Origin of the sequence: Arsenicicoccus sp. UBA7492, from assembly GCF_002479615.1 — a bacterium.
Taxonomy (GTDB): Bacteria; Actinomycetota; Actinomycetes; order Actinomycetales; family Dermatophilaceae; genus Arsenicicoccus; species Arsenicicoccus bolidensis.
The window spans coordinates 93,893-107,134 of the sequence record NZ_DLOE01000003.1 but is presented as its reverse complement, the minus strand read 5'-3'; the positions used below and the strand labels follow the sequence as shown (position 1 = coordinate 107,134).

Here is a 13,242-nt window from a genome sequence, read left to right as displayed (position 1 = left end):
CCTCAAATGGCACGAGTCAGGCGCATCGCGGGGCACAAGGCGTTCGACGCCTCGCAGGACTGGTTCCAGGACCTGCTGCGCCAGGTCGGCCAGGCCTGACCGCCCCTCCCCCCCTCGGCTCCCTCGCAGATCTTCGGGTTGCAACCCGGAGATCTGCGAGGCGCGTGAGGGCCGCCTCGTCCACAGGGCGATCGCCGCGCGCGGATTGCCGCGCCGCCGTCCACAGGGTGGCGCCAGGACGTTCGCCGCGGGCACCGGTCCGGCCACCCTGCCCGCATGGACCTCCCCCAGAGCTGATCGCCCGCCCCGTCTTCTCGACGGCGGAGGCTCGTGCCTGCGGTGTCACGTCGGCAGACCTCGCCTCGGCACGGCGAGAGGGGCGGATCTCGTCCGTACGGCGCGGGTGGTGGACCGCCAGGTCGGTGCGCTGGCCGTCGGAGCGTGGCGCGCCTCGCCGCGGTCCTGCACCTCGTGGACGTGAGGCACGAGTCCCCCGGAGAGTCTCGTATGACGTGGGTGGCGCACGGCCTGAGATACCGCCTAGAGCCCCAGGTGCCGGTCATGACCCGGCGCGGGCCCAGGCGACTGGACGCCATGCTCGAGGGGGAGTGGGTGGCCCTCGAGCATGACGGTGAGGTCAAGTACGTCGCCGGCCCGCAGGACACGACGCGCAACGACGTGCTGCTGCGCGAGAAGGTCCGCGAGGACGACGTCCGCGACCTCGGGGTGGAGTTCGTGCGGGTGAGCAAGGCGATGCTCGACACCCCCGCGCTCCTGCTCGAGCAAGTCGAGAGGGCACGGGTGCGCGCCCGTCGTCGCCACGGTCAGGCCCGTCGCCGAGCCGGCCGCATCTGAGTCGTCCGCCTGCTCAAGCCCGCCTCCTCGTACGCACTCGCTCCCTCGTCCAGCCTGCATTCGCCTCCGTGGCAGATCTTCGGCTTCCAACCCGAAGATCTGCGACGGATCCGAGTAAACTAGTCAGACGCCCTAGGTAGACAGGCTGATTAAGTAGAGATACTGTCTAGCCATGCCCCAGCAACCGTGGCCGAGCGAATGGCTCCGAGGACTCCTCACCCTGGCGGTCCTCCGGGTCCTGGCGGACGGCCCCACCTATGGCTACGCCATCGCGACGACCCTCGAGGACAACGGGTTCGGCGCGATCAAGGGCGGGACGCTCTATCCCTTGCTCAGCCGCCTGGAGACGGCCGGTCAGGTCACCACCGAGTGGCGCCAGGGCGACGGCGGCCCCGGCCGCAAGTACTTCCAGCTCACCGACGACGGCCGAGAGGCCCTGGGGTGGCAGTCCACCCAGTGGCGGGAGTTCGCCCACCACACCACACGTTTCATCTCCGAGGGGGAGCAGTGATGACCATGACGGCACAGGACGGGAAGTGGATCGAGGAGCTCGTCATCGCGCTGCGGCTGCGAGACGTGCGCGGGGACGCGATCGGCGACGCCGTCGCGGCCGTCGAGTCCCACTGCGCGGAGAGCGGTGAGACCCCCCACGAGGCCTTCGGCGACCCGCACGACTACGCCGCCAGCCTGGACTTCCCGGACGACCTGTTGATCACCACCACGGCCAGGGATTGGCTGGGCCTCCTGGGGCCGGTCGTGGCGGGCCTGATGGGTCTTACGGCAGCCACCGCCACGGTCCGGGCCGTGCGCCTGGGGCAGGAGGTCGAGATCTCTGTCGGTCAGCTGGCCTCGTTCGCCTTCCTGGCCGTGTTCGTGCTCCTGACCGCGCGGGTCCTGGCCGCGTTGCTGCGTCACGTGGTGGCCGGGTCCCTCTTCCTGGGCGCCGGGCTCGTGGGCGCGACCGCCCTTTCGGTCGTGCTCCAGCAGACGGCGTTCTCAGCGGATCCGTTGGTCATGGGCCTCGTGGCGGCACTGCTCCTGGCGTGCTCCGTGGTCGGCAACCGGCGTCTGGCCGGCCGTCCGACCGACCCGGTCCGCGACCCGCGGGATGGTCGCGACCGCTACGACCGATCTGACACTGCCGGCGGTGGGCTCGCCGCGGGACGGGCCCTCGCTGCCGCCAGTGGCTGGGTCTACGTGCTGGCCGCGGTGGCGCTCGGCGCCCTCACCTGGTTCACGGCCGGCTGACACGGCACCGCGCGGTGCTGTAGGAGCTCGGGGCGGGGTGCGCGTCAGGGGAGGCGCACCCCGCCCCGTCATACGGCAGACTGACCGCCATGCCTGCCGAGGACCGCAACCGCCCCGCCATCCTGGTCGTCAGCGGTGCGCACGGCCCCGACATCGAGCGGGAGCTGGCGGCTCGCTACGGCACCGACTACGACCTGGTCCTCACCACCGGGCTGCACGAGGCCCTCGACGTGGCCCAGGGGTTCGCGGCGCGCCAGCGGCTCGTGGCACTGGTCGCGGCCGAGGTGGAGCTGCCCGACAGCACGGCGCTCCTGGCCCTGCGGGTCCTGCACCAGGCACTGCCGACGGCCAAGCGCCTCGTGCTCCTCGTCGGTCCGGACGCCACGCAGCACTTCCCGGCCATGCGCGAGGCGCAGCAGCGCGGCGCCATCGACACCTATCTCATGCTGCCGCGGGGGCCGCGGGACGAGGAGTTCCACGCAGCCGTCACCGACCTGCTCTCCGACTGGGGCGCCACGGTCGCGGCCCCCGAGGTGCCGATGCTCACCATCGTGTGCGAGACGAACTGCCCTCGCACCGCAGGGATCCGGGACTTCCTCGACCGGATGGGCATGCCCTGCCGCTCGGTCGTCGACAGCTCCGAGGAGGGGCGGGCGATCCTCGACGGCCTGGCTCGAGAGGGCCACGAGACCCCCGTCCTCCCGGTCATCGTCGCGCACGGGCGCGAGACCATCGTCGACGCGACCATCGCGGACGTGGGGCGCGCGCTCTACGGCGGGTTCGACGCCCTGGGTGAGGGATTCGTGGCGGACCTGGCCGTGATCGGAGCCGGTCCGGCGGGCCTGGCGGCGGCCGTGTATGGCGCCAGCGAGGGCCTCACCACCGTCGTCGTCGAGGCCGACGCCATCGGCGGGCAGGCTGGGAGCAGCTCGATGATCCGCAACTACCTCGGCTTCCCGCGCGGCATCTCGGGGATGCGGCTGGCGCAGCGAGCCCGCATGCAGGCCATCAGGTTCGGGGCGCGCTTCTTCGCAGGCAACCCCGTCGAGGCGCTCGAGCCCGGGCGGGTGCACGGCGCCGAGCTGCGGCCCGGCGGGTTGCACCGCATCACCGTCGCTGGCGGAGCAGCCCTGGAGGCCCGCGCCGTGGTCATCGCGACGGGCGTGACCTATCGCCGGCTCGGCGTGGAGCCGCTGGAGGCCCTCGTGGGACGCGGCGTGCACTACGGCGCCGCCGCCTCCTCGGCCCGTGAGGTCGCCGGCCAGGACGTCTACGTCGTCGGAGGAGGCAACTCCGCGGGGCAGGCGGCCCTGCACCTCAGCCGCTTCGCCCGGTCGGTGACGATCGTCATCCGGCGCGACGACCTGCGAGCGACCATGAGCGACTACCTGATCCGCGAGCTCGACGGCAACCGTCGGATCACCGTCCTGCCCCGCACCCAGGTCGTCGACGGCGGCGGCGACCCGCGCCTCGCCTGGCTCACGCTGCGGGACACCACCGGCGACGAGCGACGGGTGGAGGCGGCCGGCCTCTACCTCCTCCTCGGTGCCCAGCCCCACTGCGCGTGGCTGCCGCCCAAGGTGTCCCTGGACCAGCGCGGGTTCGTGCGCACGGGGCCCGACACGGACGAGACCTGCTGGTCCGACGGCCGCCCGCCGGCGTCGCTCGCCACCAACCTGCCGGGCGTCTTCGCCGTGGGCGACGTCCGCGCCGGCTCCATGAAGCGCGTCGCCTCGGCCTCCGGCGAGGGCGCCGCGGTCGTGCCCCTCGTCCACGCCTACCTCGACGAGCACGCGCAGGACGCGCAGCCCGGGCGCGACCCGCAGCACCTCCGCACCGCCGCACCCTGACGAACGACGACGCCGACCAACCCCTACGGTGGTGGGCATGAGCCGGATGTCGCTGAGGGGCCAGGTCCCGCCGTTCCACGTCATGGAGGTCATGAAGTCCGCTGCGCGGCGGCGGATCACGCACGGGGACGTGATCGGCCTGCACGTCGGTCAGCCCAGCACGGGCGCACCCCGGGCAGCGCGGGACGCCGCCATCGCCGCGATCGACGGTCAGGTGCTCGGCTACACCGAGGCGGTGGGGGACCTCGTTCTGCGGGAGGCGATCTGCGAGCACTACGCCGCGACATACGACCTCGACGTCCACCCGGGGCAGGTGATCCTCACGACGGGGAGCAGCGGAGGGTTCACGGCGCTGTTCCTCGCGGCCTTCGAGGCCGGCGACGAGGTCGTGGTGACCCGGCCGGGCTACCCCGCCTACCGCAACACCCTCGAGGCCCTCGGGTGCCGCGTCGTCGACCTCGACTGCGGGCCGGAGACGGCCTACCAGCCCACGATCGCGATGCTCGAGGCGCTCGCGACCCCACCAGCCGGCCTGATCCTCGCCAGCCCCGCCAACCCCACGGGCACCGTCGTCCCGCCGGACGAGCTCGCGGCCGTCGCGCGCTGGTGCGAGGCGAACGACGTCCTGCTCGTCAGCGACGAGATCTACCACGGGATCTCGTATGCCGGCGCGCAGCCCACCACGGCGTGGAGCACCTCCCGCGCGGCCGCCGTCGTCGGCAGCTTCTCGAAGTACTTCTCGATGACGGGCTGGCGGCTCGGCTGGATGCTCCTGCCGGACCACCTGCTGCGGCCGGTGGAGCTGCTCCTCGGCAACCTCAACCTGTGCCCGCCCGCCGTCAGCCAGGCGGCCGCGCTCGGCGCCCTCACGCCGGACGCGCAGGACGAGCTGCGCTCGCACGTCGAGCGATACGCCCACAACCGTGACCTCGTGCTGCAGCGGCTGCCGGAGATCGGCGTGCACGACCAGGTGCCGCCGTCCGGCGCGTTCTACGCGTGGTGCGACGTCGCGCACCTCACGAGCGACTCGGTCGCGTGGTGCACCGAGGTCATGGAGCGCACGGGCGTGGCCCTCACCCCCGGCGTGGACTTCGCCCCCTCACGGCCGGGTGGCGACCCGGCGCTGGACGGCAGCCACTTCGTGCGCATCTCCTACGCCGGCAGCCCGGCCGACGTCACCGAGGGCTTCGACCGCCTGGCCCGGTTCGTCACCGGCTGACCGCCCCGGCCCTGCACCTCCCCGCTCCCCGCTGTCGGGGATGAGGTGGGGGGCTCAGCGGTCGTCGACCTGCTCGTATGCCGCCGGCCGCCGCTGGATCGCGGCGATCCGCGAGGCGTCGAGCTTGGGGGAGCGGTCGAAGGCGTAGATGCCGTTCTGCTCCTGGAAGACGTCGGTGAGCTGGGTGTAGCAGTAGCCCGCCACGCCGGGGTCGTCGAGCAGCACGCGTGTGAGCCCCTCGTAGCGCGAGTACAGCTCGTCCAGGTCCCGCACCCGCTGCCCGTAGCCCCACGAGCTGTCCTGGTCGGTCCCGTCGGCGTGAGCCCCCTCGGCGTGAGTCCCGTCCTGCCCCTCGGCTCCGCCGGACGCGTCACCCGATCCCCCTGGCGCCCACCAGATCCCGCCGTACTCCGACACGAGATAGGGCTGTCCGGCGTACGGCACGGACCAGTCCTGGCCGGGCAGGTCGACGAGGGGCTCGCCCGCGGCCAGCCCCTCCATGAGGACCCGGAACCTCCACGGTCGCTGCTCGTAGCAGTGGGCGTCGTAGACGTCGGTCTCGGGCACGCGGTGCGACCACCCGGACGCGTCGATGACCGGTCGGGTGGGGTCGATCGCCTTGGTGGCCAGGAACATCGCCCGCGTCACGTCGTCCAGCACGGTGATGTCGTCGGCGAGGTCCTGCTCGGTCTCGTTGAGCGGGCACCACCCGATGATCGACGGGTGGTTGACGTCCCGCTGCAGCACCTCGACCCACTGGGTGACGAAGGACGCTGTGGGGGACTGGATCTCGCCGTGCCCCTCGCGCACCTTGGCGCCCCAGTCGCCGAACTCGCCCCACACGAGGTAGCCCAGCCGGTCGGCGTGGTAGAGGTAGCGCTCCTCGAAGACCTTCTGGTGCAGCCGGGCTCCGTCGAATCCCGCCGCCAGGCCCAGCCGGATGTCGAGCTCGAGCGCGGCGTCCGACGGGGCCGTCATCAGCGTCTCGGGCCAGTAGCCCTGGTCCAGGACGAGCCGCTGGAACAGTCGCTCGCCGTTGAGGCGGATCTCGTTGCCGTGCACCGAGATCGAGCGCAACCCGGCGTATGACGCCAGCTCGTCGACGACCTCCCCGTCGCGGTCGACCAGCCGCACGACGAGGCCGTAGAGGTGTGGGTCGCCGGGTGACCAGGGACGAATCTCTGGCTCCGGCAGCGTGATTCGCACCCGTGGCGCGAGGTCGAGGTCGGATCGCGTCGTGGCGGAGGCGATCACGACGGCGGCCCCGGCGTCGGCGTCGTCGGTGCAGTCCGTGACGTCACCCGACCCGCCACCGTCGTCCCCCGGCCCAGCACCGGCGTCGCCCAGCCCTGCGTCGCGCGTGACCTCCACGACGACCCGGCCACCGGGCAGGTTGCCGCTCAACGGGATCGACACGTCCAGCGCCCCGCCCGCGAGGTCGGGCGAGACGTGCAGCCGTCGCACGTGCACCGGTGGGACGGCCTCGAGCCAGACGGTCTGCCAGATGCCGGTGGTGCGGGTGTAGAAGCAGCCCGACCGGGCATAGCTCGTCGCCTGCTTGCCCCGCGCCTGCGGCCCGCGGCGCGGGTCACGCGCCCGCACGACGATCTCGACGGTGTCGCCCGGGCCCACCCCGGCGCGGGACAGGGGCGCGGACACCGGCGTGAACCCGCCGCGGTGGCGGGCGATCTCGACGCCGTTGGCCCACACGGTCGCGTCGTGGTCGACGGCGCCCAGGTGCAGCCACGCGTCGGCCCCGGCCCAGGACGCCGGCACGACCACCGTCCGGCGATACCAGACCGCCTCGTGGAAGTCTTCGTCCCCGATGCCGGACGCCGTCGACTCCGGGCAGAACGGCACGAGGATCCGGCCCGACAGCGGGCGGGACACCAGCCCCCGCTCGTAGCCGCTGTCGCCGCGGTCGGTCTCGAACTCCCACTCGCCGTTGAGGTTCAGCCACCGCGTCCGCACCAGCTGCGGACGCGGGTGCTCGGGGCGCGGGACGCCCGACCCCACCCCGACGGACAGGTCCGGCGCCGCTCCCAGCACCGGCTGGGCAGCCGGCCGCAGGGAGGGGCGTCGGCGCCATACGGCCTGCTGGGCCCGCCACGCGAGGCGGGCCGCCCGCCCGGCGAGCCTCACCCGATGGTCCACGTGTCCTTGCCGCGCAGCAGGGCGTCGAGGTCGGCGTCGCCCGCGGGGCCCCCGGCGGAGGTGACCGCACCGGCGATCTGGCCGCGCACGAGGTCGTCGTAGGTCGGTCGGGAGACGGACCGGAAGATGCCCATGGGCACGTGCAGGTGGTCGCCGGAGTCGAGCCGCGACAGCGCGAAGGCCTGGGCGGGGTCGTCGGCGCCGGCGTCGTGGACGACGATCCGGCGCTCGTCCGTCACCGAGCCCTCGTGGACGACGTCGAGCGAGCCGGAGTCGGACCGCACGACGACGTGGTCGGCACCCGCGCGGACCGGCTGTCCGTCCTCGAGGTGCACGAGCCGGGCCGCCGCCTCGCCGCGGTCCTTGAGCAGCTGGAACGCGCCGTCGTTGAAGATCGGGCAGTTCTGGTAGATCTCGACGAAGGCCGTGCCGCGGTGCTCCGCCGCCGCGCGCAGCACCTCGAGCAGGTGCTTGCGGTTGGAGTCCATGGTGCGGGCGACGAAGGTCGCCTCCGCGCCGAGCGCCAGCGAGAGCGGGTTGAACGGGTGGTCCACCGAGCCGGCCGGGGTCGACTTGGTGACCTTGCCGACCTCGGACGTGGGGGAGTACTGCCCCTTGGTCAGGCCGTAGATCTGGTTGTTGAACAGCAGGATCGTCATGTTGACGTTGCGGCGCATCGCGTGGATGAGGTGGTTGCCGCCGATCGACAGGCCGTCGCCGTCACCGGTGACGACCCAGACCGACAGGTCGGGACGCGCCGTCACCAGACCGGTCGCGATGGCCGGGGCACGGCCGTGGATCGAGTGCATGCCGTAGGTGTCGAGGTAGTACGGGAACCGGCTCGAGCAGCCGATGCCCGAGACGAAGGCGATGTTCTCCCGCTTGAGGCCCAGGTCGGGCAGGAAGGACTGCACGGCGGCCAGCACGGCGTAGTCGCCGCACCCGGGGCACCAGCGCACCTCCTGGTCGGAGGTGAAGTCCTTCTTGTTCTGAGGGGCGTCGCCCTCTGCGAGGCGCGGCACGCCGCTGAGCCCGTGGGTGGGGATGCCGAGGTCGATGGTGGTCATGCGCGCTCCTCCTTGGGGGTCGCGGGAGCGGGGGTATGACGGGGGTCCAGCTCGTGCAGCGCCTCGTGGATGGCGTCGGACAGCGTGCTCGCCGTGAACGGCAGGCCCCGCACCTGGGTGAGCGCCCGCACGTCCACCAGGTATTCCGCGCGCAGCATCGTGGTGAGCTGGCCCATGTTCATCTCCGGGACGATCACGCGGTCGTAGGCGCGCAGGACCTCGCCGAGGTTGGCGGGGAAGGGGTTGAGGTGGCGGATGTGGGCCTGCGCCACCTCGGCGCCGGTGGAGCGGGCGTAGCGCACGCCCGCGCTGATCGGCCCGTAGGTCGAGCCCCACCCGAGCATGAGCACCTTGGCCTCGCCGGTGGGGTCGTCGACCTCGACGTCGGGTATGCCGGCCACGCCCGCGACCTTGGCCGCCCGCAGCCGGGTCATCCGGTCGTGGTTGTCGGGGTCGTAGGAGATCTCGCCGGTGACGTCCTTCTTCTCGATCCCGCCGACGCGGTGCTCGAGGCCGGGCGTCCCGGGGATCGCCCACGGGCGGGCCAGGGTGTCGGGGTCCCGCAGGTAGGGATGGAAGACGGGGGTGCCGTCGGCGGCGGTGGCGTTGGGCTCGGTCGCGATGCCCGGGTCGATCGAGGCGATCTCGGACACGGAGGGGACCTGCCACGGCTCGGACCCGTTGGCGAGGTAGCCGTCCGAGAGCAGGAACACGGGCGTTCGATAGGTCACGGCGATGCGCACGGCCTCCAGCGCCGCGTCGAAGCAGTCGCTGGGGGACTGCGCGGCGACGATCGGGACCGGTGCCTCGCCGTTGCGGCCGTACATCGCCTGCAGCAGGTCGGCCTGCTCGGTCTTGGTGGGCAGGCCGGTGGAGGGGCCGCCGCGCTGGACGTCGACGATCACGAGGGGCAGCTCGAGCGAGACGGCGAGGCCGATGGTCTCGGTCTTGAGGGCGATGCCGGGGCCCGAGGTGGTCGTGACGCCGAGGGCGCCGCCGAAGGAGGCGCCGAGCGCCGCGCCGATGCCCGCGATCTCGTCCTCCGCCTGGATCGTGGTGACGCCGTACCTCTTGAAGCCGGACAGGGCGTGCAGGATGTCGCTGGCCGGGGTGATCGGGTAGGCGCCGAGCACGAGCGGCAGACCGGCCTTGTGCGCGGCGGTCGCGAGGCCGTAGGCGAGGGCGGTGTTGCCGGTGATGTTGCGGTAGAGCCCGGGCCGCATCGGCGCGGGGCCGATCTCGTAGGCCACCGCGAAGTCCTCGGTGGTCTCGCCGTAGGCGTGGCCGGCGTGCAGCGCGGCGACGTTGGCGGCGAGGATGTCGGGCTTGCTGCCGAACTTGGCGGACAGGAAGCTCTCGGTCGAGTCCAGCGGCCGGGTGTAGAGCCAGGACAGCAGCCCGAGGGCGAACATGTTCTTGGCCCGCTCCTTGTCCTTGCGGGACAGCGGGAAGTCGGCCAGGGCCTCGACGGTGATCGAGGTCAGCGGCAGGGCGTGCAGGTGATAGCTGTCCAGCGAGCCGTCCTCGAGCGGGTTGCTGTCGTAGCCGACCTTGCCGAGGTTGCGCTTGGTGAACTCGTCCTGGTCGGCGATGACGGTGGCGCCGCGGGGCACGTCCGGCAGGTTGGCCTTGAGCGCCGCCGGGTTCATCGCCACGAGGACGTCGGGGTTGTCGCCCGGCGTGAGCACGTCGTGGTCGGCGAAGTGCAGCTGGAAGCTCGAGACGCCGGGGAGGGTGCCCTGCGGTGCCCGGATCTCGGCCGGGAAGTTCGGCAGGGTCGACAGGTCGTTGCCGAGGACGGCGGTCTGCGAGGTGAACCGGTCGCCGGTCAGCTGCATGCCGTCACCCGAGTCTCCTGCGAACCGGATGACGACACGCTCGAGCCGGTGGACTGCCTTGGTGGCCATAAGGGCGAACTCACTTCGCTTTCATCGACACGACATCTTTGGATCAACCAAACGCCATGTTATGCATGGCTGGCGCCGTCGGGCACCTTCGTCCATGGTAGGGCTCACATGCTGGGCGCCGACGTGCTGCGGCGGCGGGGGCTGGCGCCGGAGCAGGCGGTGGGGGCGTCGCCCCGATTTCATCCTTCGGCCCAACCCGTGTATTTTGGTCGACGCACTCCCAACGAGTGCACTTCCGAGCGCCTAGGCACTCGGGCCCCCTTAGCTCAGTCGGCAGAGCGTTTCCATGGTAAGGAAAAGGTCGTCGGTTCGATTCCGACAGGGGGCTCTCGCAAGCCCCGTCCACCGCGGTGGGGCTTGTCCCAAGGCGGGGTAGCTCAGCTGGTTAGAGCGCACGACTCATAATCGTGAGGTCGCGGGATCGAGCCCCGCTCCCGCTACCAAGTTCATCGTTTCGCAAGGCCGGATCCTCCGGCACCCACTCCGAGAGCAGGTTGCCCCGTGGCTAGCAAGTCCGCAGACGTTCGCCCCAAGATCACCATGGCGTGCACTGACTGCAAGGAGCGCAACTACATCACCAAGAAGAACCGTCGGAACCACCCCGACCGGCTCGAGCTGGCGAAGTACTGCCCTCGCTGCAAGAAGCACACCGCGCACCGCGAGACCCGCTGAGCGCGTCCTCCGCATCCCGAGCGCCGTCTCTCCACCCGGAGGGGCGGCGCTCGTGCGTCATACCGGCTCGTATGCCGCACCGCCCCCCTCGTCGACCGGTCAGCTCCCGACGGGCCGCCCTCGAGCCGGCGGGTAACCGCACGACGCCGTTAGGGTGACGCCCATGCCAGTCAACGAGCAGTTCGCCGGGCGGACCTACCCGCCGACGGCGCCCTACCAGGTGGGCCGGGCCAAGATCGCGGAGTTCGCCGAGGCCGTCGGAGCCGTCGACGAGGTCCACACCGACGTCGAGGTCGCCCGCGCCCGCGGCTACGCCGACGTCGTCGCCCCGCCGACCTTCGCCGTGCTGATCGCCCAGCACGCCGACCGTCAGCTGATGGAGGACCCGGAGGCGGGTGTCGACTTCAGCCGCGTGGTCCACGGCGAGCAGAAGTTCGTGCACCACCACCCCCTGACCGCCGGGGACGAGGTCGTGGCGACGATGACCGTCGACACCGTCCGCCTCGTCGGCGGCCACGCGATGGTGACCACCCGCAGCGAGCTCGCGACCGTCGGCGGCGAGGCCCGCTGCACGGCGACGAGCACCCTCGTCATCCGGGGAGAGGACTGACATGACCGCCAGCAGCACCAGCAGCACCGATCTCGGTGCGGTCGAGGTGGGCCAGACCCTGCCCGAGCGGACCCTGCCCATCACCCGCGCGATGCTCGTGGCCTATGCCGGCGCGAGCCTGGACCGCAACCCGATCCACTGGGACGAGCGCTTCGCCACGGGCGTGGGGCTGCCCGACGTCATCGCCCACGGGATGCTCACGATGGGCTCGGCCGTCCAGGTCGTCGTCGACTGGTGCGGTGACGCGGGCCGCGTCGTGGAGTACTCCACCAAGTTCGTGGCCCCCGTCGTCGTCCCTCACGACACCGGAGCTGAGGTCGTCCTCGGTGGTGTCGTCAAGAAGGTCGAGGACGGACGGGCTACGGTCGAGATCAGCGCCACGTGCGAGGGCAAGAAGGTCCTCGGGCGCGCGCTCGCGGTCGTCCGCCTCTGACGGCGCCGCGCCACCTGGCCTCAGCGTCACTGGGCCTCAGCGTTACCAGGCCTCAGGGTCACCAGGCCTCAGCGCCGGTGGACCCGTCATACCTCCGATCCCCCGAAGGACATCCATGCAGGTCGAGCACGACGCGCCCCTCGCACCGCTCACCACGATGCGCGTCGGCGGCCCCGCCGCCCGGCTGGTGACCGTGGAGACGACCGACGAGCTCGTCGACGCGGTGCGCGAGGTCGACGACGCCGACGAGCCGCTGCTGCTCGTGTCGGGCGGGTCCAACCTCGTGATCAGCGACGAGGGCTTCGAGGGCACGGTCGTCCGGGTCGCCACGCAGGGCGTCGACGTGCAGTCGCAGGACTACTGCGGCGGCGCGTTCGTCCGGGTGGCGGCGGGGGAGTCCTGGGACGGCCTGGTCGAGCGGGCCGTGACCGAGGGCTGGGCGGGCATCGAGGCCATGTCCGGGATCCCGGGCCTCACCGGCGCCACCCCGGTGCAGAACGTCGGCGCCTACGGCCAGGAGGTCGCCCAGACCATCGCGCAGGTCCGCGTCTACGACCGGCGTGAGCAGCGCGTCCGCACGTTCTTCCCCGACGACTGCGCCTTCACCTACCGCCACAGCGTGTTCAAGGGCGCCGACCGCTATGTCGTCCTCGACGTCGCCTTCCAGCTCGAGGTCGCCGACCTCTCCCGCCCGGTGGCGTATGCCGCCCTCGCGGCCGGTCTGGACGTGCCGCTGGGCACGCGCGTGCCGCTGCAGGACGCCCGCGAGGCCGTGCTGGTGCAGCGGCGCCGGCGGGGGATGGTGCTCGACGCGGACGACCACGACACGTGGTCCTGCGGCTCCTTCTTCACCAACCCGATCCTGCTCGCGCGCGAGTTCGCGGACCTGCAGGAGCGGGCTCGCGCCCACCTCGGGGCGGACGGCCCGGAGCCGCCGCGCTTCGACGCGGGGGAGGGCATGGTCAAGACCAGCGCCGCCTGGCTCATCGACAAGGCGGGCTTCACCAAGGGCTTCGGGCTGCCGGGCGAGGCCTCGCTGTCCACCAAGCACACCCTCGCCGTCACCAACCGGGGCGGGGCCACGGCCGAGGACGTCCTGGCCCTGGCCGGCACGGTCCGCGACGGCGTCCACGAGGCATTCGGCGTGACGCTGGTCAACGAGCCGGTCCTCGTCAACCTCTCCCTCCCGACCTACCTCAGGTAGTCACATCTGCCCGCCTTCGCACG

Annotated in this window: 12 protein-coding genes and 2 tRNA genes; 11 read left to right on the top strand and 3 right to left on the bottom strand. The window is 72.0% G+C overall.

Translation table 11 applies throughout. The features are described 5' to 3' along the window. Positions 1-561 precede the first annotated feature (561 nt). The 5 genes from B4E97_RS00635 to B4E97_RS00615 all read left to right on the top strand — a co-directional run bounded on the left by B4E97_RS00635 (position 562) and on the right by B4E97_RS00615 (position 5,172). Complete coding sequence (locus B4E97_RS00635; protein ID WP_286958271.1) at positions 562-855, top strand: hypothetical protein; 294 nt, start codon at positions 562-564, stop codon at positions 853-855. 172 nt (positions 856-1,027) lie between these two features. Next, the gene (locus B4E97_RS00630; RefSeq protein WP_029211267.1) at positions 1,028-1,366 is read left to right on the top strand and encodes a PadR family transcriptional regulator; all 339 of its coding nucleotides are present in this window, start codon (positions 1,028-1,030) and stop codon (positions 1,364-1,366) included. A gap of 5 nt (positions 1,367-1,371) precedes the next feature. Further along, complete coding sequence (locus B4E97_RS00625; protein ID WP_286958269.1) at positions 1,372-2,103, top strand: hypothetical protein; 732 nt, start codon at positions 1,372-1,374, stop codon at positions 2,101-2,103. A gap of 89 nt (positions 2,104-2,192) precedes the next feature. Further along, the gene (locus tag B4E97_RS00620) at positions 2,193-3,953 is read left to right on the top strand and encodes an FAD-dependent oxidoreductase (protein ID WP_286958267.1); all 1,761 of its coding nucleotides are present in this window, start codon (positions 2,193-2,195) and stop codon (positions 3,951-3,953) included. 37 nt (positions 3,954-3,990) lie between these two features. Then, on the top strand, positions 3,991-5,172 hold the full coding sequence (locus tag B4E97_RS00615) for an aminotransferase class I/II-fold pyridoxal phosphate-dependent enzyme (protein ID WP_286958265.1): 1,182 nt from the start codon (positions 3,991-3,993) through the stop codon (positions 5,170-5,172). Between the two features lie 54 nt (positions 5,173-5,226). Here the strand turns inward: B4E97_RS00615 and B4E97_RS00610 are convergent, their stop codons facing one another. From B4E97_RS00610 to B4E97_RS00600, 3 genes are all read right to left on the bottom strand, one after another. Next, a complete protein-coding gene (locus B4E97_RS00610) occupies positions 5,227-7,188 on the bottom strand; it encodes a glycoside hydrolase family 2 protein (RefSeq protein WP_286958273.1) in 1,962 nt (653 codons plus the stop codon). A gap of 122 nt (positions 7,189-7,310) precedes the next feature. Then, entirely contained in the window at positions 7,311-8,393 is a 1,083-nt protein-coding gene (locus tag B4E97_RS00605) for a 2-oxoacid:ferredoxin oxidoreductase subunit beta (RefSeq protein ID WP_239264127.1), read from the bottom strand. Next, entirely contained in the window at positions 8,390-10,300 is a 1,911-nt protein-coding gene (locus B4E97_RS00600; RefSeq protein ID WP_286958263.1) for a 2-oxoacid:acceptor oxidoreductase subunit alpha, read from the bottom strand. Before B4E97_RS00600 ends, B4E97_RS00605 begins: the two co-directional genes overlap by 4 nt. Before the next feature lie 255 nt (positions 10,301-10,555). Between B4E97_RS00600 and B4E97_RS00595 the strand changes: the two genes are divergently transcribed. From B4E97_RS00595 to B4E97_RS00570, 6 genes are all read left to right on the top strand, one after another. Continuing rightward, a tRNA-Thr gene (locus tag B4E97_RS00595) sits at positions 10,556-10,628 on the top strand. Between the two features lie 38 nt (positions 10,629-10,666). Then, positions 10,667-10,743, top strand: a tRNA-Met gene (locus tag B4E97_RS00590). Between the two features lie 58 nt (positions 10,744-10,801). Beyond that, the gene (gene rpmG, locus B4E97_RS00585; protein ID WP_029211260.1) at positions 10,802-10,972 is read left to right on the top strand and encodes a 50S ribosomal protein L33; all 171 of its coding nucleotides are present in this window, start codon (positions 10,802-10,804) and stop codon (positions 10,970-10,972) included. A gap of 163 nt (positions 10,973-11,135) precedes the next feature. After that, positions 11,136-11,582 (top strand): FAS1-like dehydratase domain-containing protein, encoded by a 447-nt coding sequence (locus B4E97_RS00580; protein WP_286958262.1) that lies wholly within the window; start codon positions 11,136-11,138, stop codon positions 11,580-11,582. Between the two features lies 1 nt (position 11,583). After that, entirely contained in the window at positions 11,584-12,015 is a 432-nt protein-coding gene (locus B4E97_RS00575) for a MaoC family dehydratase (RefSeq protein WP_286958261.1), read from the top strand. A gap of 115 nt (positions 12,016-12,130) precedes the next feature. Next, positions 12,131-13,219, top strand: a complete 1,089-nt coding sequence (locus tag B4E97_RS00570) for a UDP-N-acetylmuramate dehydrogenase (RefSeq protein WP_239264131.1) — start codon at positions 12,131-12,133, stop codon at positions 13,217-13,219. Positions 13,220-13,242 lie beyond the last annotated feature (23 nt).

What these genes read in the sequence shown, in the direction of transcription:
- B4E97_RS00575 (WP_286958261.1), top strand. Translation starts at nt 11,584, where the DNA reads ATGACCGCCAGCAGCACCAGCAGCACCGATCTCGGTGCGGTCGAGGTG.
- B4E97_RS00570 (WP_239264131.1), top strand. Translation starts at nt 12,131, where the DNA reads ATGCAGGTCGAGCACGACGCGCCCCTCGCACCGCTCACCACGATGCGC.
- B4E97_RS00605 (WP_239264127.1), bottom strand. Translation starts at nt 8,393, where the DNA reads ATGACCACCATCGACCTCGGCATCCCCACCCACGGGCTCAGCGGCGTG.
- B4E97_RS00580 (WP_286958262.1), top strand. Translation starts at nt 11,136, where the DNA reads ATGCCAGTCAACGAGCAGTTCGCCGGGCGGACCTACCCGCCGACGGCG.
- B4E97_RS00625 (WP_286958269.1), top strand. Translation starts at nt 1,372, where the DNA reads ATGACGGCACAGGACGGGAAGTGGATCGAGGAGCTCGTCATCGCGCTG.
- B4E97_RS00635 (WP_286958271.1), top strand. Translation starts at nt 562, where the DNA reads ATGACCCGGCGCGGGCCCAGGCGACTGGACGCCATGCTCGAGGGGGAG.
- B4E97_RS00600 (WP_286958263.1), bottom strand. Translation starts at nt 10,300, where the DNA reads ATGGCCACCAAGGCAGTCCACCGGCTCGAGCGTGTCGTCATCCGGTTC.
- B4E97_RS00630 (WP_029211267.1), top strand. Translation starts at nt 1,028, where the DNA reads ATGCCCCAGCAACCGTGGCCGAGCGAATGGCTCCGAGGACTCCTCACC.
- B4E97_RS00615 (WP_286958265.1), top strand. Translation starts at nt 3,991, where the DNA reads ATGAGCCGGATGTCGCTGAGGGGCCAGGTCCCGCCGTTCCACGTCATG.
- B4E97_RS00620 (WP_286958267.1), top strand. Translation starts at nt 2,193, where the DNA reads ATGCCTGCCGAGGACCGCAACCGCCCCGCCATCCTGGTCGTCAGCGGT.